The 19,066-nt window shown below is 70.6% G+C and carries 17 protein-coding genes, 1 pseudogene and 1 riboswitch; of the genes and pseudogenes, 12 read left to right on the forward strand and 6 right to left on the reverse strand.

All coding sequences use genetic code 11. The features are described 5' to 3' along the window. Nucleotides 1-10 precede the first annotated feature (10 nt). Nucleotides 11-631, reverse strand: a complete 621-nt coding sequence (locus AB0937_RS23125; protein WP_366714087.1) for a TetR/AcrR family transcriptional regulator — start codon at nucleotides 629-631, stop codon at nucleotides 11-13. Beyond that, a complete protein-coding gene (locus tag AB0937_RS23130; protein WP_366714088.1) occupies nucleotides 628-1,923 on the reverse strand; it encodes a helix-turn-helix domain-containing protein in 1,296 nt (431 codons plus the stop codon). Before AB0937_RS23130 ends, AB0937_RS23125 begins: the two co-directional genes overlap by 4 nt. Before the next feature lie 189 nt (nucleotides 1,924-2,112). On the opposite strand from AB0937_RS23130, the gene AB0937_RS23135 reads away from it, so the two are divergent. The 6 genes from AB0937_RS23135 (at nucleotide 2,113) to AB0937_RS23160 (ending at nucleotide 9,594) form a co-directional block, all read left to right on the forward strand. After that, nucleotides 2,113-2,871: an ABC transporter ATP-binding protein gene (locus AB0937_RS23135; protein WP_366714089.1), complete on the forward strand. Its 759-nt coding sequence runs from the start codon at nucleotides 2,113-2,115 to the stop codon at nucleotides 2,869-2,871. Next, on the forward strand, nucleotides 2,868-3,686 hold the full coding sequence (locus AB0937_RS23140) for an ABC transporter ATP-binding protein (RefSeq protein WP_366714090.1): 819 nt from the start codon (nucleotides 2,868-2,870) through the stop codon (nucleotides 3,684-3,686). The genes AB0937_RS23135 and AB0937_RS23140 overlap by 4 nt, the downstream gene beginning before the upstream one ends. Continuing rightward, complete coding sequence (locus AB0937_RS23145; RefSeq protein WP_366714091.1) at nucleotides 3,683-4,564, forward strand: branched-chain amino acid ABC transporter permease; 882 nt, start codon at nucleotides 3,683-3,685, stop codon at nucleotides 4,562-4,564. The genes AB0937_RS23140 and AB0937_RS23145 overlap by 4 nt, the downstream gene beginning before the upstream one ends. Beyond that, nucleotides 4,561-5,676, forward strand: coding sequence for a branched-chain amino acid ABC transporter permease (locus tag AB0937_RS23150; protein WP_366714092.1), 1,116 nt, complete (start codon nucleotides 4,561-4,563; stop codon nucleotides 5,674-5,676). Before AB0937_RS23145 ends, AB0937_RS23150 begins: the two co-directional genes overlap by 4 nt. 5 nt (nucleotides 5,677-5,681) lie before the next feature. After that, complete coding sequence (locus AB0937_RS23155; protein WP_366714093.1) at nucleotides 5,682-6,959, forward strand: ABC transporter substrate-binding protein; 1,278 nt, start codon at nucleotides 5,682-5,684, stop codon at nucleotides 6,957-6,959. Nucleotides 6,960-7,173: 214 nt separating this feature from the next. Beyond that, the gene (locus tag AB0937_RS23160; protein ID WP_366714094.1) at nucleotides 7,174-9,594 is read left to right on the forward strand and encodes a SpoIIE family protein phosphatase; all 2,421 of its coding nucleotides are present in this window, start codon (nucleotides 7,174-7,176) and stop codon (nucleotides 9,592-9,594) included. 82 nt (nucleotides 9,595-9,676) lie between these two features. Here the strand turns inward: AB0937_RS23160 and AB0937_RS23165 are convergent, their stop codons facing one another. Further along, on the reverse strand, nucleotides 9,677-11,293 hold the full coding sequence (locus AB0937_RS23165; protein ID WP_366714095.1) for a cation acetate symporter: 1,617 nt from the start codon (nucleotides 11,291-11,293) through the stop codon (nucleotides 9,677-9,679). Beyond that, nucleotides 11,290-11,772: a DUF485 domain-containing protein gene (locus AB0937_RS23170; RefSeq protein WP_366714096.1), complete on the reverse strand. Its 483-nt coding sequence runs from the start codon at nucleotides 11,770-11,772 to the stop codon at nucleotides 11,290-11,292. The genes AB0937_RS23165 and AB0937_RS23170 overlap by 4 nt, the downstream gene beginning before the upstream one ends. 231 nt (nucleotides 11,773-12,003) lie before the next feature. Between AB0937_RS23170 and AB0937_RS23175 the strand changes: the two genes are divergently transcribed. After that, nucleotides 12,004-13,116 (forward strand): catalase family protein, encoded by a 1,113-nt coding sequence (locus AB0937_RS23175; protein WP_366714097.1) that lies wholly within the window; start codon nucleotides 12,004-12,006, stop codon nucleotides 13,114-13,116. A gap of 66 nt (nucleotides 13,117-13,182) precedes the next feature. On the opposite strand, the pseudogene AB0937_RS23180 reads toward AB0937_RS23175, so the two are convergent. Continuing rightward, a pseudogene (locus AB0937_RS23180) lies at nucleotides 13,183-13,299 on the reverse strand (antibiotic biosynthesis monooxygenase); the annotation flags it as partial. A 91-nt stretch (nucleotides 13,300-13,390) separates the two neighbouring features. Next, entirely contained in the window at nucleotides 13,391-14,314 is a 924-nt protein-coding gene (locus AB0937_RS23185; RefSeq protein ID WP_366714098.1) for an LLM class F420-dependent oxidoreductase, read from the reverse strand. Between the two features lie 197 nt (nucleotides 14,315-14,511). Here AB0937_RS23185 and AB0937_RS23190 point away from each other — a divergent pair, with 197 nt between their 5' ends. The 5 genes from AB0937_RS23190 to AB0937_RS23210 all read left to right on the forward strand — a co-directional run bounded on the left by AB0937_RS23190 (nucleotide 14,512) and on the right by AB0937_RS23210 (nucleotide 18,975). Next, complete coding sequence (locus AB0937_RS23190; RefSeq protein ID WP_344369967.1) at nucleotides 14,512-14,625, forward strand: putative leader peptide; 114 nt, start codon at nucleotides 14,512-14,514, stop codon at nucleotides 14,623-14,625. A 136-nt stretch (nucleotides 14,626-14,761) separates the two neighbouring features. Continuing rightward, nucleotides 14,762-15,625 (forward strand): glutathione S-transferase family protein, encoded by an 864-nt coding sequence (locus AB0937_RS23195; protein WP_366714099.1) that lies wholly within the window; start codon nucleotides 14,762-14,764, stop codon nucleotides 15,623-15,625. A 65-nt stretch (nucleotides 15,626-15,690) separates the two neighbouring features. After that, nucleotides 15,691-15,784: riboswitch (SAM riboswitch) on the forward strand. Next, the gene (locus AB0937_RS23200) at nucleotides 15,744-17,099 is read left to right on the forward strand and encodes an SfnB family sulfur acquisition oxidoreductase (protein WP_366714100.1); all 1,356 of its coding nucleotides are present in this window, start codon (nucleotides 15,744-15,746) and stop codon (nucleotides 17,097-17,099) included. (Overlaps the previous riboswitch by 41 nt.) Further along, a complete protein-coding gene (locus AB0937_RS23205; RefSeq protein WP_366714105.1) occupies nucleotides 17,000-18,136 on the forward strand; it encodes an LLM class flavin-dependent oxidoreductase in 1,137 nt (378 codons plus the stop codon). Before AB0937_RS23200 ends, AB0937_RS23205 begins: the two co-directional genes overlap by 100 nt. Nucleotides 18,137-18,369: 233 nt before the next feature. Further along, a complete protein-coding gene (locus AB0937_RS23210) occupies nucleotides 18,370-18,975 on the forward strand; it encodes a dihydrofolate reductase family protein (RefSeq protein WP_366714101.1) in 606 nt (201 codons plus the stop codon). Nucleotides 18,976-19,066 lie beyond the last annotated feature (91 nt).

The raw sequence follows: 19,066 nt of genomic DNA on the forward strand, positions 1-19,066 counted from the left end.
GCCACGCGTTTCAGCCGGGAGGTGCCGACAGATGGATCAGGATGCCGCACACCTCGTCGACGATCTCCTGGGCCTCCGTCTCGTCGCCGCAGTCGCCCAGCTCGCGTGCCGCCCCGCCGATCACGGTGGTGAGCACTCTCACCCGCACCCGGCCGGCGCGTCGCTTCTCGTCCACCTCCAGCAGCCGGGCGTTGCGCCGTACCCACGCGCGGTCCCACTGGCGGCGCAGCGCGTCGAAGCCCGTGGGGCCGTCATCCTCCACGAGGAGTCTGCCGAACCGCCGGTTGTCCCAGGCGCCCTCCAGGTACGCCCTGGCTCCCGCCACGAAAAGGGCGATGGGGTCGTCCACGCCACGGCCTCGCTCGGCGGTCAGCGTGGCCGCGGTCCGGCGCTCCTGTGCCTCCCGGAACTCCTCCCAAAGAGCGAGGTAGAGCCCTCGCTTTCCGCCGTAGTGCTGGAAGAGGCTGCCCACCGGGATGCCGGAGCGCGCCGCGATCTCGGCGAGACCGGCGTTGTCGTAACCGCGCTCGGTGAACACCTCCAGCGCGGCGTCCAGAAGCGCGCTTCGGACCGTTCGGTTCTGCCCGGTGGGTGCCTCCTCGGTCCCCGCGGACTCCACGATGCCGCTCACTGGTGATCCCCACCTTCCCCGGCCCCGTCGCGGATGGCGAGGGCGACCAGCAGTTCCAGGAGGTCGGCGATCCGGCGCGGGTTGCGCCCAGTGCGTTCCTCGATCCGGCGCAACCGGTAGTGCGCCGTGTTGTGGTGTATCCGCAGCCGGTCGGCGGCCAGCCGCAGGTTGAGGTCGGCCTCCGCGAAGGCCCGTACGGTGGCCGCCAGCGTGTCGCCACGTCTGCGGTCGTCCTCCAGCAGCGCACGCACGCGGGGATCGACCAGCTGGCGGGCGAGGTCGTCGGCGCGCAGCGCCAGGTAGTCGAAGGGGGACAGGCGCGGCAGTGCCGCCACCCCGCCCCCGCTCGGTACGAGGTCGAGGGCGGCGCGTGCCTCCTCGTAGGCGCGTGGCAGTTCGCCGGCACCCTCGGCGACCGTGCTGATGCCCATGGAGAGCATGGTTCCCTCGCGCGCGAGCCGCCGCTGTACCGCCTCGAAGTGGCTACAGATGTCCTCCGCGTCCATGCCGGTGCGGACCACCGGCACGGCCACCACCTCGCCGTGGCGCACGACGACCAGGGTCCGGCCGGCCCAGGGCCCGGCGATGCCGATGGACGCGCTGGTCGCGTAGCCGTGCTCGGCCGAGGTGAGGTCGCCGGTGCGGGGGTCGTCGACGCACACCGCCACGACCGCCATCATCGGCGAGTGCGGCCCTATGCCGTACGCCTGCGCCGCGGCGAGCAGCGGACCGCGCGCCGGTGCCGCGCCGGCCAGGAGCTGGTCCAGGAGGTCCCGGCGTTCCCGGTCCGCGTCGGCGACCACGTGCTGCTGGTACTCGACGTAGGCCTGCGCGGCATGCGTGCTGGCGAAGTCGACGTACCGCATCAGCGGTGTGACGAGGGACAGCGCGGCCTGCTGTGCCTCGGCGGACGTGCCCGCGCAGTCCAGCAGCACGTCCCACAGCACCTGCCGGCCGACCCGGAAGGCACTGATCCAGTCCTCGAGGGCGAACCCCGCGCGCGCTCTGCGCATGGCCGCCGCGCGGCTGAAGACCAGGTCTTCGGGGGCGATGTCCCGGCCGCCGGCCAGTGCCGCCAGCTGCATCCGGTAGTGCGTGAGGACCTGGTCCCGTACGTCGTCGAAGAACCACTCGTCCTGCAGCGCGTACGACGGGATCTCCGTGCGCATGACCGCGACAGCGGTCCTCGCCACGTCCTCGAGCCGGTCCTGGACGGCGTGCAGGATCCGGTGCCGTTCCCGGCTGAGCGGGTCGGAGTGTGCGGGGGCGCCCAGGGCGGGTCCGCGAGACATGGCGCCGATCGTCGCTGCCCTCCTCGTGTCCCGTCAACAGGCCCGGCAGGCGACATACCGGGGAAGCTGGGCGCGGCGCACAAGCCGGTGGCCACGAACTTGGGTGCTCGCACCCAATGTGCGCTCGGAAGGCCCCCGCTTACTGTGACGCTCGCCCACCCCCCCAGCACCTCGGAAGGGGCGTCACTCATGCTCGCGGTCGACGGTATCAGCGTGCGCTTCGGCGGGATCACGGCACTGGACGGTGTCGCGTTCACCGTCGAGCCGGGCACCGCCGTGGGGCTCATCGGACCGAACGGAGCCGGCAAGACCACCTTGTTCAACTGCCTCACCAGGCGCTGCACCCCTGATGCGGGGACGGTGGGGTTCGAGGACGAGGACCTGCTCGCCCTCCCGCCGCACTCCGTGGCCGGGCGCGGCATCGCCCGCACCTTCCAGAACCTGGGTCTGTTCCCGCTGCTCACGGTCCGGGAGAACGTCATGGCCGGCGCCCACAGCCGGGGGCGCACGGGACACCTCGCCGCGGCGCTCCGGCTGCCCCGCGTCCGGCGGGAGGAGAGGGAACTACGGGAACATGCGGACGACCTGCTACGGCGTCTCGGCCTGGCGGAGGTCGCCGACCACCCCGCCTCCGGGCTGCCGTTCGGCACGCTCAAACGCGTCGAACTCGCCCGGGCGCTCGCGGTACGGCCCCGGCTGCTGTTGCTCGACGAACCCGTCAACGGGCTCAGCCACGGCGAGGTGGACCAGTTCGCGGATCTGGTCCGCTCGGTGCGCGAGGACTTCGGCCTGACGCTCCTGGTGGTCGAACACCACATGGGGTTCGTGATGGGCCTGTGCGACAAGGTGGTCTGCCTCGACTTCGGGCGCAAGATCGCCGAGGGCTCACCGGAGGAGATCCAGCGCGACCCGGCGGTCATCGAGGCGTACCTGGGGGTGGCGGCATGACGGAACCCGCCATCGACAGCACCGAAGCCGGACAGGTGAACGCGGAGCCGGACTTCCTGAAGGTCGCCGGGCTGCATGCCGGATACGGTCAGGCCCGCGTGCTCCAGGGGCTCGACTTCTCCGTCGCGCGCGGCGAGGTGTGCGCGATCCTCGGGCCCAACGGCGCGGGCAAGACAACGACACTGCGGGCCCTGTGCGGCATGGTCCGCGGACGCGGCTCGGTGACGTTGAACGGCACGGAGCTGCTGGGCCGCTCGCCCGAACAGACCGCCCGTCTCGGCGTGGCGCACGTGCCCGAGGGCCGGGGCACCTTCAACGACCTGACCGTCGAGGAGAACCTGCGCATCGGCGCCCACGTGCGCGCCGGGCGGTGGCGGCGGGGCAGCGCCGAACGCGTGGCCGTGGCGGCAGACCTGGAACGGATCTACGACTACTTCCCCAAGCTGCGCCAGCGGTCCCGCCAGGCCGCCGGCAGCCTCAGCGGCGGCGAACAGCAGATGCTCGCCATCGGCAGGGCGCTGATGCTGCGGCCCGCCCTGCTGCTCCTGGACGAGCCGTCGCTGGGGCTCGCGCCGCTGGTCACGCGCGAGCTGTTCGAGATCGTCCGTGCCGTCAACGAGGAGGAACGCACCACCGTGGTCGTCGTCGAACAGAACGCCCAGCTCGCGCTGGATGTCGCGCACCGGGCGCACGTACTGGAGGCCGGCCGTCTGTTGCTGTCCGGGCCGTCCCGGGAGATCCGCGAGGACGGGCAGGTCGCCGAGGTCTACCTCGGTGTCTCCGTCCGCTCCGCAAAGGACGGGGGAGCGCCGTGACCGAAGTGCTGCAGCAAGTGGTGGAAGGGGTCGGCTCCGGCGCTGTCTATGCCAGCCTGGCGCTGGCACTGGTGCTGATCCACCGGTTCACCGGCATCGTGAACTTCGCCCAGGGCGAGCTCGCCATGATCTCCACGTACGTGGCGTGGCAGCTCGTGGCGTCCGGGATGTCCTTCTGGCTCGCGCTGCCGGTCACCCTGGCGGTGTCGTTCGCCGGCGGCATGCTGGTCGAGCGGATCGTCATCCGTCCCGTGCGGAACGCGCCCGAGCTGACGACGGTCATCGTCACCGTGGGCCTGTTCATCTTCGTCAACGCGATGGCCGGTCTCATCTGGTCGTTCACCGTGAAGGACTTCCCGCAGCCGTTCCCCGACGGCGGGATCGACCTGGCCGGGGTACGCGTGGACTGGTCGACACTCGGGATCATCGCGGTGGTGGCCGTCGTGATGGGGCTGCTGTACCTGCTGTTCCAGCACACCTCCAGCGGCCTGGTGATGCGGGCGGTCGCCTGCAACCCCGCCTCCGCCCGGCTGTCGGGCATCAGGGTGGGTCGGGTGCTGATGCTCGGCTGGGGACTGGCCGCGACAGTCGGCGCCGTGTCGGGCGTGCTCGTCGCCCCGCTGCTTTTCCTCGAGCCCAACATGATGGGCGGGGTGCTGATCTACGCGTTCGCCGCGGCCACCCTCGGAGGCTTCGACAGCCCGGTCGGCGCGGTCGTCGGAGGCCTGTGCGTGGGCGTCGCCGAGACGCTGGCCGGGGCGTACGTGGACGTCGTCGGCGCCGATCTGAAGGTGGGCGTACCCCTGGTGATCATCCTGGCGGTGCTGTTGGTGCGGCCCCAGGGCCTGTTCGGACGGGCGGCGGTGCAACGCGCATGAGCACGATCGTCGCAACACTCGGCACCGACCGCGCCCGGCGTCTGCGGTCCGCGCTCACCGCGCTGCTCGTGGCGGCCGTCGCCGTCAGCGCACCGTTCTACTTCGCCCCCTTCCAGGTCTTCCAGCTGACCTTGGTGCTGCTGTACGCGGTGGCGCTTGCCGGATTGAACCTGCTGGTCGGATTCGGCGGGCAGATCTCGCTCGGGCACGGCGCGTTCTTCGCGGCAGGCGCCTACACGGCGGCGGTCATGCTCGACCGGTACGACACCGGTCACCTGGCCACGCTGCCGGTCGCGGCCGCCGGATGTTTCCTGCTCGGCCTTGGTTTCGGCGTGCCCGCCCTGCGACTGCGCGGACTGTACCTGGCCCTCGTCACCCTCGCGTTCGCGGTGTTCCTGCCGCCGCTGCTCAAGCGGCTCGAACCGGTGACGGGCGGCTCCATGGGCCTGACCGTGGACAAGCTGCAACCGCCCGCGTGGAGCGGGATGGCGGAGGACCAGTGGACGTACTTCGTCGTGCTCGCGGTCACCGCGGTGTCCCTGCTGCTCGCCCGCAACCTGCTGCGGTCCCGGGTCGGCCGGGCACTGCTCGCCGTGCGGGACAACGAGAGCGCCGCGGAGGTCATGGGCGTACGGCTGTCGCTGCACAAGACCCTCGCCTTCGCATGGAGCGCGCTGTTCGCGGGTGTCTCCGGGTGCGTCTACACCTGGGTGATCGGCTTCGTCTCACCCGACTCGTTCAGCTTCGTCCTGTCCATCACCCTGCTGGCCGGCCTGGTGGTCGGAGGGCTCGCCTCGTTGTACGGGCCGCTGCTGGGAGCGGCCTTCGTGGTGTACGTGCCGAGCGTCGCCCAGGACATCAGCGAGGCGGCGCCCGGTGTGGTGTTCGGCCTGCTGATCATCGCGGTGATGTTCGTGGCGCCTACGGGACTGGCCGGTCTGGCGGGCCGTGTCCGGGGCACCGCCGCCCGTCGACTCATCCGCACCACCACCCCCGCCGCCGACGACGACCGGACGTCCGGCTCTGAACTCTCCGCGCCCCTCACCCCGGCGGATCCCGCCCCTGTCGATGCCGAACCCGTGGGCGCACCGCCCCGTCCGGAAAAGGAATGAATCACATGCGCAAGAAGACCACTCTGCGGGCGGCCGCGGCCGCATCCGCCGCCCTGCTCCTCGCCACCGCCTGCAACAGCCAGCGCGGGCAGGACGACAAGGACGCGGCCGCCGACGGCGCGTGCCAGGGTCAGCAGACGACCGGCATCACCGACAAGACCATCAAGCTGGGCGGCATCTACCCGCTCTCGGGACCGGCCTCCGCGTACGGCACGATCAGCAAGGGCGTGAGCGCCTACTTCAAGCACGTCAACGACGAGGGCGGCATCGACGGCCGCACGGTCGAGTTCATCGTCCGCGACGACGGCTACCAGCCTCCGAAGGCGGTCGAGGAGGCCCGCAGACTCGTCGAGCAGGAGAAGGTCTTCGCCGTCTTCCAGACCCTGGGCACGCCCTCCACGGCCGCCGTGTGGGACTACCTGGACAAGCGGAAGGTGCCGCAGCCTTTCGTCGCAACCGGCGCCTCCGTCTGGGGCACGGACGGCAACCACCCGTGGACCACCGGCTGGCAGCCCAACTACATCGCCGAGGCACGCGTGTACGCCAAATACCTGAAGGAGGAGAAGCCGAAGGCCAAGGTCGCCGTCCTCTACCAGAACGACGACTTCGGCAAGGATTTGCTCGGCGGGTTCGAGGCAGCCGTCGCCGGCAGCGGCATCAAGGTGGTCGCCGAGGAGAGCTACGAGGTCACCGACCCCTCGGTATCGGCGCAGATGACGAGCCTCGCCCGGTCCAAGGCGGATGTGCTGCTCGACATCACCACCCCGAAGTTCGGCAGCCAGGCCCTCGCCGCCGATGCCAAGAACACCAAGTGGAACCCACTGCACATCGTGAACAACGTGTCCTCGTCCGCCACCGTGCTGAAGCCCGTCGGGTTCAAGAACGTCCAGGGCGTGGTCTCGGCGACCTACTTCAAGGACCCCGCCGACCCGCAGTGGGCGGACGACGCGGAGATGAAGACGTACCGGGAAGCGCTGCGCAAGTACGTGCCCGGCTCCGACCCGGCCAACCAGTTCAACGCCTACGGCTGGGCCGCCGCCTCCAGCCTGCACAAGGCCCTGGACGCGATGAAGTGCCCGACCAGGGAGGGGCTGCGGGACGCGGTGCGCAACCTCAAGGACGTCAAGGTGGACATGCTGCTCCCCGGTGTCACCCTCTCCACCGGGCCCGATGACGCCTTCCCGATCGAGACGATGCAGCTGATGCGGTTCAAGGGCGAGCGGTGGCAGCTGTCCGGCAAGCCGGTGGACACCCGCAAGGAGTTCGGCCCGCCGGCGAAGTGAGCCTCGGGGGCCGGTCCCCAGGGTCGGGGCACCGACCCCCGGGGACCGGTCCGCGCGACGCCGGCCGCAGCGAGGCCTGCCGTAACCCCTCATCCCACCCCTCATCCCCGCTATGCCACGCCGCGCGCCGGACCGGGCCGCGGCCTCCGCCGGGTTTCAATAGGCTGAACCTCGGCGACCGAGTACACGGTGGTGTCCAGCGGTGGAGAAGCCGATGACGGAACTCAGCGAAAGCGACGACGATCCGTTCGCCCTGCACCTCGCCGCCCTGGTGGTGCTCGACGACCGGGGAGTAGTGGTCGGATGGAACCGGCGGGCTCAGGAACTGCTCGGCCATCCGGACACAGCCGTGATCGGACGTCCGGCATTCGAGGTCCTTGTCGAGCCTGGTGATCTGCCGGCTGTCACCGAGGCCGCGGCGAAGTGCAGGAGAGCCGGTGGCTGGTTCGGCGTGCTCACCCTGCGCCACCGCGACGGGCACCCCGTGGAGCTGGGGCTCAGGGCCCATGAGCTGTCACTCGGTGACCGGGGCCGGGAGTGGTTTCTTACGGGGGCACTCGCGGCTGACGTCCTCGAATGGCAGAGGGACCGCGCGGTTCTCGACGGTTTGTACCGCCAGTGCCCGATCGGCTTGGTCGTCCACGGCCCCGACCAGAAGATCCTTCGGGTCAATCGGGCCATCGAACGGTTCAGCGGCGTCCCGGCAGCGGACTTCCGGGGGATGTCCACCGGCCGGATGCTCCTCTCCGACGACGCGCGCAAGGCTGTGGACCGTGTGCGCCAGGTGATACAGACCGGAAGACCTCTGGTCTACTCCGAGCAGTTCGTCCGCCTGGAGCAGAATCCGGCACGGGAGCGGGTCGCGTTGGTCTCGTCCTTCCGGATGGAGGATCCCTCCGGCCGCGTCCTGGGAGTGGCCGAGATGATCGAGGACATCACGGAACGTCATCGGGCCCAGCGTCGGCTCGCGCTCCTCGACCAGGTCGGCAGCCGTATCGGAACCACGCTCGACGTGGCCGAGACCGCCCGGGAACTGGCCGAAGTGATGGTGCCCCACCTCGCCGACCATGCGTCGGTGGACCTGCTTCAGGCGGTGACCCGCGGTGAGGAACCGACGCGTGCCGGGGCAGGGCCTGTGGTCCGACTGGGGACCTCCAGCGTCGGTGCCCAGCAACCCGGCCCGCCGCACCCCGAGGGCGAGCCCGTGGAGTTCGGGCCCGAGACACCGCAGGCCGGATGCCTGGCCGAAGGACGGCCCGTCCTGGAGCCGGTTCTCCCGCCCGGCTGGGTCGCGGCGGCAGGCCGTCAGGGTGCCCAGGCTCCGGACCTGGGCGCCCACTCCCTGATCGTGGTACCTCTTGCCGCGCGTGGCCTGGTGCTCGGTGTGATGACCCTGTGGCGCTCGCGCCGCCCCGATGCCTTCGAGACGGACGATCTCACCCTCGCTCAGGAACTCGCCTCGCGCGCCGCCGTCGCCATCGACAACGCCCGGCGCTTCACGCAGCAGCAGCAGACCGCGTTCACCCTGCAGAGCAGCCTTCTGCCCCGGGCGGTTCCGGACCAGTCGGCCGTCGAGGTGGCCCTGCGATACCTGCCGGCCAGCGCGGGCCCGGGTCTGGGCGGCGACTGGTTCGACGTCATTCCCCTGTCCGGGGCCCGGGTCGCCCTCGTCGTCGGCGACGTGGTGGGACGCGGCATCCATGCTGCCGCCACCATGGGCCGACTGCGCGCCGCCCTCCATACGCTCGCCAGCCTCGACCTGGAACCGGACGAGGTCCTCTCCCGCCTTGACGACCTGGTCAACCTGCTGGCGGCCGAACAGGAAGCAGCCGGCGAACGGCCCGTGGGTGATCAGGTCGTCGGTGCCACGTGCCTGTACGCCGTGTACGACCCGGTCTCCGGACGCTGCTCCGTGGCCCGCGCCGGTCATCCGCCGCCGGTGGTGACCGCTCCGGACGGACAGGTGGCTCTGCTCGACCTGCCCGCCGGCCCACCGCTCGGCCTGGGCGGCCTGCCGTTCGAGGCCCGGGACATCGAACTGGCCGAGGGAAGCCTGCTGAGCCTGTACACCAACGGAATCATCGGCGAGCGCCACATCGATGCCGACGTCGGCCTGACGAAGCTGTGCGCAGCGCTCACCCACCCTGCGGGCGCGCTGGAGCGTACCTGCCAAGCGGTGGTCGACGCGCTGGTGCCCTCACGCCCCAGCGACGACGTCGTACTGCTGATCGCCCGCACCCGCATGCTGCCACCGGACAGTGTCGCCTCCTGGCGTCTGCCGCCGGAGCCTGCCAGCGCCGGCCGGGCCAGGGCGTTGACCTCGGCCAAGCTGACCGAGTGGGGTCTGGAACACTTGGCGTTCACCACCGAGTTGGTCGCCAGCGAACTGGTCACCAACGTCTATCGCTACGCCGGCGGCCCTGCGACCCTACGGCTGATCCGTGAGCAGTGTCTGGTGTGCGAGGTCAGCGACACCAGCCACACCTCACCACACCTGCGCCACGCCCGTACGACCGACGAGGGCGGGCGCGGCCTGTTCCTGGTGGCACAGATGACCGAACGCTGGGGTACCCGCTACACCCGCGAGGGCAAGACCGTGTGGACCGAACAACCGCTGACCGGCACGCCCGTCTGACCGTCACGGGGCGCGGCCGGCGCGGCCGGCGCGGGAGGCCGCCTGGAGCCGGCCCGCCCACGCCGCCGAGGTCATGCCGCGGTCATTCGGCTGCGGCGAGAAGCCGTGCCTCGCTCTCCTCGTACAGGCGCCGCTGCTCATGGCTGTCGGCGGCACGGCGACGGTGGTCCAGACGGCTGCCCAGCCAGCCCGCGAGGTAGCCGAACGGGATGGAGACCAGCCCGGAGGACTGCATGGGGAACAGGGCGAAGTCGGCATGCGGGAAGACGGCGGACGGCGTGCCCGAAACGGCCTTGGAGAAGACCATGAGCAGCAACGCGCAAGTCGCGCCGCCGTAGAGGGCGGCGAGCAGGCCGGTGCGCGTGAACCCGCGCCAGAACAGGGAGTAGGTGAGCGCGGGTGCCACCGCTGATGCCCCTATGCAGATGGCCAGAGTGGTCAGCACGCCGACGTCCCAGTTCTGCACCATGGTGGCGAGCCCGATGGCGACGATCCCCACGGCCACGCTCGTCCACGCCGCCACCGTCATCTCGGTACGGGGCTCGGCCTGTCCCCGCCGCACCGCGTGGGCGAACAGGTCGTGGGCGAGTGACGAAGCCGCGGCCAGGGTCATCCCCGCGACCGACGACAGCAGGGTGATGAACACCATGCCCGCCACGGCCGAGTACAGGATCGCCGCGCCCGCGGAGCCGGGGGCCCCGCCGAGCACCTGGGACAGCATGAGCACCGACGTCCTGCCGTGCGGGTCTGCCGCGGTGATGTGCTGCGATCCCACCAGGGCCGCCGCGCCCGTACCCATGATGATGACGAGCAGGCAGAACGTGGTGACCGTGCCGACCGCCCATGACATGGAGCGCCGCACGGCCGGTACGTCCTGCGCGGAGTACAGGCGCATCGTGATGTGCGGCAGGCAGGCCACGCCGAGGATGATGGTGATCTGGAGACTGACGAAGTCCAGCCGGCCACCGGTGGACGTGCCGAGCTGCAGGCCCTGCTGAAGGTAGGCGGGGCCCGCGCCGCTGCCGTGCTGGGCTGCCCTGAGGATGTCGCCGGGGCGCCAGTCGAAGCGGTTGAGGACGAGAGCGGCGACGACGATGCTGGTGCCGAGCAGGAGCACGATCTTGATCATCTGAATGAGCGCGGTGCCCCGCATACCGCCGATCGCCGCGTAGATGATCATCAGAGTGCCGACGATGACGATGCACGCCGTCCTGGCGCCCGCAGCGAACGGAATCTCCAGGATGAAGGTGAGCAGCGACCCGGCTCCGGAGAGCTGGACGACCAGGAAGGGCAGGGTCGCCGAGAGGGTCACCACGCAGGCGGCGATCCGCACGGCCCGTCCGGACATGTTGCGGGCCAGGACGTCGCCCATGGTGAACCTGCCGGCGTTGCGCAGGGGTTCGGCCAGTAGGAACATCAGCAGCACCAGGGACAGGGCGGTGCTGACCGCAAGGACGTAGCCGTCGTATCCGGCGAGCGCGATGATGCCGGTGGTGCTCAGCACCGTGGCGGCGGAGATGTAGTCGCCCGCGATCGCCAGGCCGTTCTTGAGCGGGGTGAGCGACTGGTAGCCGGTGTAGAAGTTCGCCAGGTCGTCGCGGTCCGGTCCCGCCATGACGCACATCAGCAGCGTGACGGTGACCAGCGTGGTGAACAGAACCAGGATGATGGCCTGCGTCCCGGAGCTGAAGTCGTTCATCTCGCCATCCCCGCGTTCCGGCTGGTCGGGACCGCCCGCTCCCGGACGGCGCTGGCCAACGGATCCACGGAGCGTTGTGCGCTGCGCCCGTACCAGAAGACCGCCGCGAAGGTGACGACGAGTTGGAGGATGCCCAAGGCCATGCCCAGGCTCAGCTCACCGGTGACCTTGGAACCCATCAGACCGGGCGCGTAGCAGGACAGCACGACATACACCACGAAGGAGCCGAGCGCGGTGAGCGTGGAGATCCGGCGGAGCAGGCGGTAGGCCGAGCGGAGGGCGGTGAGGTCCGCGTCGTCTCGATGGGTCTCGTGCGCGGAGCGGGCGTCCCAGGGGGCTTGCTGACCGTACGAGTCGTATCGGGCGGCGTCGTGCCCGTACGACTCCGGCCACGGGTTCTGTCCGTACGTCTCATGCCGAGGGGGGATCCCGTAGGACTGTGCTGAGGGTGGGTACCGGTTCTCGTGGGCGTATGTCATTGCCTGGCCTTCCACTGCGGTTCGAATCCGTGCGGTGAACGGGAGTGCTTCAGGCGGCGCACCATACCGACTGGTTGGAATGCCTGTAAGTCCGCCGTAGGTCACATTTCGGCGTTGATGCGAACCCCTGGGCGCGGGAGCATGGGATACATCACAGGCGGTTATGTTGTGCACAATTTAATTGCTGGCTAGCGTCTGGGATCAGGAGCACCCATACATGGAGGCAGCACCATGGATCCCGTCCGCTACGAGCATTACCGTCCCGTCGAACGTCCGACCTATCAGGAAGAGTTGGACGCCGTGGTCGCACAGGTGGCGCAGCGCACCGGCGCCTCGGTCGAGCGTGAGGCCGTCGGGCGCGCCGTCCGCACCGCCCACGGAAAGACGTACGGCCTACTGAAGGCCACCGTCACGGTCGGTGACAATCACGGCTTCCACGGGCAGGGCATCTTCGCCCGGCCCACCGAGTACGACGCCGTCGTCCGCTACTCCAACGGCCTGGGCCACCAGCGTCCCGACCATCAGCTGGGCGCGGCGTGCGGGATGGGCATCAAGCTGTTCGGGGTCCCCGGACCCTCATTGCTGGCCGACGAACCCGACACCGGTACCTTCGACCTCAACCTGATCAACAACGACGTCTTCTTCGCGAACACGGCCTACGACTACATGGTCATCGAGGACCTGTTCGCGGAGCTGCCCGAGGCCCTGGTGAACCCCGCCCGCCGCAAGACCTGGATGGCGGACTTCCTGACCCGCCGGGGCACGCTCACCGACCCGGACCGCTGGCTGTGGGACGAACTGTTCGCCATGCTGTCGTTCACCACCGTCCCGCGCAGAAACCTGCTGTCGTACACCTACAACAGCATGGGTGCCTTCCGTTACGGCGATCACATCGCCAAGATCCGCACCGTGCCGACGGCCGAGTCCCTGGCCGCTCTCACGCACCAGATCGTGGACGTGCGCGCGGACAACGAGGCGTTTCGCCGCACCCTCGTTGCCGAGGCCGCGGAACGGGACCACTCCTTCGAGCTCCAAGTGCAGCTGAACACGGATCTGGCTCGTATGCCGGTGGACAACACCTCCGTGAAGTGGCCCGACGAGTTGTCCCCCTGGGTGACCGTCGCCCGTGTGGACCTCCCGCGTCAGGACATCGGCGGGAACGACAACCTGACGGCCGCCGACGCCACGTCGATCACACCGTGGCGCTCACGAGAGGAGCACCGGCCCATCGGTGAGATCCAGCGGGTGCGGCAGGAGGTCTACCGGCGCTCGTCCATCGAGCGGCACCGCATCAATGGAGAGCAGCGGCGCGAACCGGTCAGCAGCGGGCACGTGCTCGGCTGAGCCGGCCGAGCCGCGTCCCGTCACCTGTGCCGACCGTGCTCGGAGACCGCCCCGCCCCTGCTCGTGAACGGCCGTCTCGCACAGGAGTGACCAGTCGTCCTGCGGAACGTTCGCTTTCACGATGCGGGGGGTCTCGATCAGCTGGGGCGGGAGGGTCTGCTGCGCGGCTCTGAAGTGCGCCGCCGCGCTCGGGCGGCCCGCCGAAGCGGTGTTGAGTGGTACCGCGCCCAGGAGGCCCGGCCAGCCGCCCCGGTTGTCGGCCGGACGGAACCGCTCAGCGGGCCAGTTCGCCCAGGAGCTGCCAGGTGCGTCGGCGGTCGGCCTCTCCGGCGATCTCGGTGCTCGAGAACACCACCTCGGTGGCGCCGGCGTCGCGATAACGGCGTACCTCGGCCTCGACCGTCTTCTCGTCGCCGATCACGGCCAGGTCGGCGGCCCGCCTGCCGCCGGAGAGTCCGATGACCCGCGCGTAGGACGGGATCTGCTCGTAGAAGGACAGATTCTCGACGGCCTTGGCCCGCACCGCCTCGACGTCGTCGGTGACCACGCCGGGTACCAGGGCCACGATCCTGGGCGCGGGACGGCCGACGGCTTCGGCCGCGGAGGTCACGGCGGGAACGATGTGTTCCGCCAGGGCGCGCGGTCCCGCCAGGTAGGGCAGGATCCCGTCCGCCAGCTCGCCGCTGACCCGCAGTGCCTGCGGTCCCATCGCGGCGACCAGCAGAGGGACACCTCTCTCGGCACCCGGTACCCGGGCGGGGATCGGGGTGGTGGCGGTGAGCAGCTCGCCGTGGAAGTCGGCCGTGCCGGTCTCCGTCAACTGCCTCAGGGCGGTGAGGAATTCACGCAGCCGGGCGATGGGGCGTTCGAAGGGGAGTCCGAAGCCGGTCTCCGTCAGGAGTCTGGTGCCCAGGGCCAGCCCGAGGTGGTAGCGGCCGTGGGTCGCGGCCTGGGCGGTCTGGGCCTGGCTGGACACCAGCAGCGGGTGGCGGCCGAAGACGGGGATCGCGGAGGTGCCGACCTGCAGTCCGGGCACCTCGCGTCCGACGATCGCCGCGAGCTGGGGTGAGTCCGCGCCGAAGGTCTGCCCGAACCAGGCCGATGCGAGTCCCAACTCCGAGGCCTCGCGGGCAAGTTGCACGGTGGCGTCGATCTGGTTCGGCGCGTCGGACGCGTTGAGCGCTACTCCAACAGTCATGTCGGTCAGAACGACCGTGGGCCGAACCCGCATTCCGGCCGTGTGTCACGGCTTCTTGTCAGTCATGTGTACAGGACCCGGCGCCGCGCGGCGCCCGCCGTCCGGCGGCGCGTCCGCGATGCGGGACGGACCTCTTGACGCCGGTGCCGGTCGGATCGACACTCGCTGAGGGAATCCCAGTGAAGGGGTAGGGAAACATGAGGCGCCTGGAACCGGTCACCGTCCGAGTGAGCCGTCCGCCTCTCCTTCTCACCTCCCGCCGCCACATCGACCTGCAGCGCGTCTGCAGCGCGATCAGGTCCCAGGGCTGAGCCGCGCCCATCCCGCGCCGACGGCGTCCCCGTTCCCTGAGGTTTCGTCCTGTCCGGTGCGCACGGGTGAGCCCTGCTCCCTCGTCCGACGTCGCTTCCGCCGCGCGTACGTCCGCGCCCGCTCCCGGGGAGAATCATGACCGTCACACCGCTGGCCGCACACGCGTCCGACCGGCCCGCACCGGCCTTCCGCGGCCGCATCGGCAGGGACGCGCGCAGCGGCCACTACGCCGTTCCCGGCCGCTACCGTCTCCACCTGTCGACCGCCTGTCCCGACGGCCTGCGCATCGCCGTCGCCCACAGCCTGCTCGGCCGGGACACCGTCTGTCCGGTGGCCTTTCTGCCCGCCGTCCCCGACTCTCCCGACGGGGGGCACTCGGCCCTGCGTCCGCTGTACGAGGCGAGCGCCCACCGGTACCCCGGCCCGGCCGTCGCTCCCGTGCTCAGCGACGACTGGTCCGGACGGATCGTCAGTACCCACGCCCAGGACATCATGCGCGACCTCGCCCGCCGCTTCGCCGCCGGCGGCCCCTCGCTCTACCCCTGCGGCGCGGAGTCGGAGATCGAGGCCGTCGAGCGGATGTGCGCGCGGGGCATCGAACAGGCGGCGCAGCGCGCCGGATCGGCCGACGTCGGACCGGCCGACCGCGAGGCGGCTCTCGACGTACTGATGGACACCCTGGGCGCGCTGGAGCGCTGGCTGGTCGGGCGGACGTACATGATCCGCGACGACGTCACGGCCGCCGACGTCGAGTTGTGGGTCGCCACGGTCCACCTCGACACCGTGCACCGCAACCATCTGGACGCCTCCGCCGTCCAGCGCGTCGCCGACCACCCCACCCTGTGGGCCTACGCCCGCCGCCTGACCGCCCACCCGGCCTTCGGCACCCACCTCGACCTCAGCGGCATCGAACGCCGCCACCACGCCCGCTGCCATGGCCTGGAGGCCGCCGGAGCAGCCGTACAGATCCTGGACTGGGCGGCACACGCGGCCCGTTAGCCGTTCCACCTGGTGGACCGGCGTTGACATTCGTTCGGGCCGTTGTCTTGACTGCGTGCCAGAACGGTCATGAGCGTCAGCGACAAGCCCTGGCTTGCTGACCGGCGAGGCCCTTGCCGTGGCCGCCGAGCTGGCCGCGGACTTCCGCAAGGGCGCCGCCGAGCGCGACGCACGGCGCAGGCTCCCGCACCCGGAGCTGGAGCGGCTGTCCGCCTCCGGACTGCTCGCCGTGACGGTGCCCGCCGAGTTCGGCGGCGCGGACGTCCGTGCGGACACGCTCGCCGAGATCTTCCGGCTGCTCGCATCCGCCGACGCCAGCCTCGCCCAGATCCCGCAGAGCCACTTCGTGTACGTCAACGTGCTGCGCGGGCAGGGCACCGACGAGCAACGGGAGTTCCTCTTCGGCGAGGTCCTGGCCGGCAAGCGGTTCGGCAACGCCCAGTCCGAGGCGGGCACCCGGCACGTCCAGGACATCCGCACCCGGCTCGCGCGGCTCCCGGACGGCAGTCACGTCCTCCACGGCGTCAAGCACTACTCCACCGGCGCCCTGTTCGCCCACTGGATCCCCGTCCTCGCCCGCACCGAGGACGACACCCTGCACGTGGCGTACGTGCCGAGCGACGCGCCCGGCCTCTGGGTCGTCGACGACTGGGAGGGCATGGGGCAGCGCACCACCGCCAGCGGAACCGTCCGCCTGGAGTCGGTACACGTCCCCGCCGACCGGGTCGTGCCGCACCACCTCACCTTCCGAGGACCACAACTGCACGGCGCCGTCGTGCAGTTGGTGCATGCGGCCATCGACGCCGGGATCGCCGCCGGGGCGCTGGCCGAGGCGGCGGAGTTCGTCCGTACGAAGAGCCGCCCCTGGTTCGAGAGTGTCGGCGAGGGACACGAGACCGCGGCGGAGGATCCGCTGCTGATCCAGCGGTTCGGGGAACTGGCGATCCGGGTACGGGCCGCCGACGCGCTGCTCGCCGCCGCGGCCGGCGCCGTGGACGCCGCCCGCGCGGACCTGACCGACGACACGGCCGCCGAAGCCTCGATCGCGGTGGCGGCGGCGAAGGTGACGGCGGCACAGGCCGCCGTGGACCTCGGCAGCGCCCTCTTCGAGGTCGCCGGCACCCGCTCCGCGCTCGACTCGCTGGGCCTCCACCGCCACTGGCGCGACGCCCGCACCCACACCCTGCACGACCCCGGCCGCTGGAAGGTCCAGCACATCGGCCGCTACGTCCTCAACGGCACCAGGCCACCCCGGCATGGCTTGCTCTTACGAACGCAGCTCCGACGAGCGCCGATCCAGCGAACTCCGGCCCGACGAACCCTGACGAACATCCCTGATCGGAGAGCCCTGTGTCCCTCACGTTCCACTGGTTCCTGCCCACCAACGGCGACAGCCGTCATGTGGTCGGCGGTGGTCACGGCACCCCGGCCACCGCGTCCGGGCGGGACCGGCCGCCGACGGTGGCCTACCTGAGCCAGATCGCCCGCGCCGCCGAGGACCTCGGCTTCGTCGGTGCGCTCACCCCGACCGGCGCCTGGTGCGAGGACGCGTGGCTGACCACGGCCATGGTCAGCCAGAACACCGAGCGCCTCAAGTTCCTGGTCGCTTTCCGCCCCGGCTTCGTCTCGCCGACGCTCGCCGCCCAGATGGCGTCCACCTTCCAGCGGCAGACCGGCGGACGCCTGCTCCTCAACGTCGTCACCGGTGGGGAGAGCCACGAGCAGCGCGCCTACGGCGACTTCCTCGACAAGGACGACCGGTACCGCCGTACCGGTGAGTTCCTGGATGTCGTACGGCAGTTGTGGGAGGGCAAGACCGTCGATCTGCACGGCGAGCACCTCCAGGTCGAGGACGCGAAGCTGGCCAGGGTGCCCGACCCGGTTCCCGAGGTGTACTTCGGCGGCTCCTCGCCGATCGCGGGCGAGATCGCCGCCAAGTACGTGGACACCTACCTCACCTGGGGCGAACCGCCGGCGCAGGTCGCCGAGAAGATCGCGTGGATCCGTGGCCTCGCGGCCGAGGAGGGCCGCACCCTGCGTTTCGGCATCCGGCTGCACGTCATCGCCCGCGACACCGCCGAGCAGGCGTGGGCGGAGGCGAACCGCCTCCTGGACGGCTTCGACCAGGAGACGGTGAAGTCGGTCCAGGCCGGCCTCGCCCGCAGCGAGTCGGAGGGCCAGCGGCGGATGCTCGCCCTGCACGGCGGCGGCAGGCGCGACGCTCTGGAGATCCACCCCAACCTGTGGGCCGGCATCGGCCTGGTGCGTGGTGGCGCGGGCACCGCCCTGGTCGGCAGTCACGACGAGATCGCCGAACGGATCAAGGAGTACCACGCCCTCGGCATCGACGAGTTCGTCCTGTCCGGCTACCCCCACCTGGAGGAGGCGTACTGGTTCGGCGAGGGCGTGCTGCCGCGACTGGCCGCCCAGGGCCTGTGGCAGCACCCGCACGGGCAGCAGACGGCTCCCGCCGCCCAGGTCCCCTTCGCCGCTGCCGGGAGCCCGCGATGAGTGAGCGGTCAGTCTCCAGCCGGGCGAGCTGGGCGATGAGCAACCGAAACGGCAGGCGCCCGGCCGGGGGCGGGTGGCTCCGGCGATCGCCGGGAACCCGGGGGGCGCCCGTCCGACCACGCACATGCGGGCAGGCTGAGGAGCGGACGGTGATCCATGCCGCGCCGCCCAGGACCCACCGATGAGTTTCCGCCGGTCGCGCGGTCCATCCTTCGACACGAAGGGAGCGCACCATGCGCAAGATCATCGTTTGCACGTTCCTGTCGCTGGACGGCGTCATGCAGGCGCCGGGCGGTCCGGACGAGGACGCCGAGAGCGGCTTCGAGCACGGCGGCTGGCAGAAGCCGGTCTCCGACGACGAGGTCGGCGCGGCCATCGCCGGCTGGTACGAGCCCTCCGACGCGATGCTGCTCGGCCGCAAGACGTACGACATCTTCGCGGCGTACTGGCCGACCGCCGACCCCGGCAACCCGTTCACCGAGCGGATGAACAGCATGCGCAAGTACGTGGCGTCCCGGACCCTGACGTCCCTGGAGTGGCAGAACTCCACCCTGCTTCAGGGTGACGCCGCCGACGCCGTGCGCGCACTGAAGGCGTCCGACGGCGGTGACATCAACGTCGTCGGCAGCGGCGACCTCGCCCAGACGCTCATGCGGCACGACCTGGTCGACGAGTACCGGATGACCATCCATCCGGTGATCATCGGCACCGGCAAGCGGCTGTTCGCCGACGGAGCGGTCCCCACCGCTCTGGAGCCGGTCAGTGTCTCGACGACGAAGAGCGGCACCGTCGTCGGCGTCTACCGGCCGACCGGCAAGCCCAGCTACGACAGCTACTAGTAGTGCTTGGTCAGGTTCGTTTGTCGGTGGCGTGTCCGATTGGGGGGCTGTGTCGTTGAGCGGTTTGTGACACCTGGGGAGTTGGATGAGG

Origin of the sequence: Streptomyces sp. NPDC047880 (assembly GCF_040706515.1) — a bacterium.
Taxonomy (GTDB): domain Bacteria; phylum Actinomycetota; class Actinomycetes; order Streptomycetales; family Streptomycetaceae; genus Streptomyces.

What these genes read in the sequence shown, in the direction of transcription:
- AB0937_RS23155 (WP_366714093.1), top strand. Translation starts at nt 5,682, where the DNA reads ATGCGCAAGAAGACCACTCTGCGGGCGGCCGCGGCCGCATCCGCCGCC.
- AB0937_RS23130 (WP_366714088.1), bottom strand. Translation starts at nt 1,923, where the DNA reads ATGTCTCGCGGACCCGCCCTGGGCGCCCCCGCACACTCCGACCCGCTC.
- AB0937_RS23170 (WP_366714096.1), bottom strand. Translation starts at nt 11,772, where the DNA reads ATGACATACGCCCACGAGAACCGGTACCCACCCTCAGCACAGTCCTAC.
- AB0937_RS23175 (WP_366714097.1), top strand. Translation starts at nt 12,004, where the DNA reads ATGGATCCCGTCCGCTACGAGCATTACCGTCCCGTCGAACGTCCGACC.
- AB0937_RS23210 (WP_366714101.1), top strand. Translation starts at nt 18,370, where the DNA reads ATGCGCAAGATCATCGTTTGCACGTTCCTGTCGCTGGACGGCGTCATG.
- AB0937_RS23150 (WP_366714092.1), top strand. Translation starts at nt 4,561, where the DNA reads ATGAGCACGATCGTCGCAACACTCGGCACCGACCGCGCCCGGCGTCTG.
- AB0937_RS23140 (WP_366714090.1), top strand. Translation starts at nt 2,868, where the DNA reads ATGACGGAACCCGCCATCGACAGCACCGAAGCCGGACAGGTGAACGCG.
- AB0937_RS23195 (WP_366714099.1), top strand. Translation starts at nt 14,762, where the DNA reads ATGACCGTCACACCGCTGGCCGCACACGCGTCCGACCGGCCCGCACCG.
- AB0937_RS23160 (WP_366714094.1), top strand. Translation starts at nt 7,174, where the DNA reads ATGACGGAACTCAGCGAAAGCGACGACGATCCGTTCGCCCTGCACCTC.
- AB0937_RS23165 (WP_366714095.1), bottom strand. Translation starts at nt 11,293, where the DNA reads ATGAACGACTTCAGCTCCGGGACGCAGGCCATCATCCTGGTTCTGTTC.
- AB0937_RS23135 (WP_366714089.1), top strand. Translation starts at nt 2,113, where the DNA reads ATGCTCGCGGTCGACGGTATCAGCGTGCGCTTCGGCGGGATCACGGCA.
- AB0937_RS23190 (WP_344369967.1), top strand. Translation starts at nt 14,512, where the DNA reads ATGAGGCGCCTGGAACCGGTCACCGTCCGAGTGAGCCGTCCGCCTCTC.
- AB0937_RS23185 (WP_366714098.1), bottom strand. Translation starts at nt 14,314, where the DNA reads ATGACTGTTGGAGTAGCGCTCAACGCGTCCGACGCGCCGAACCAGATC.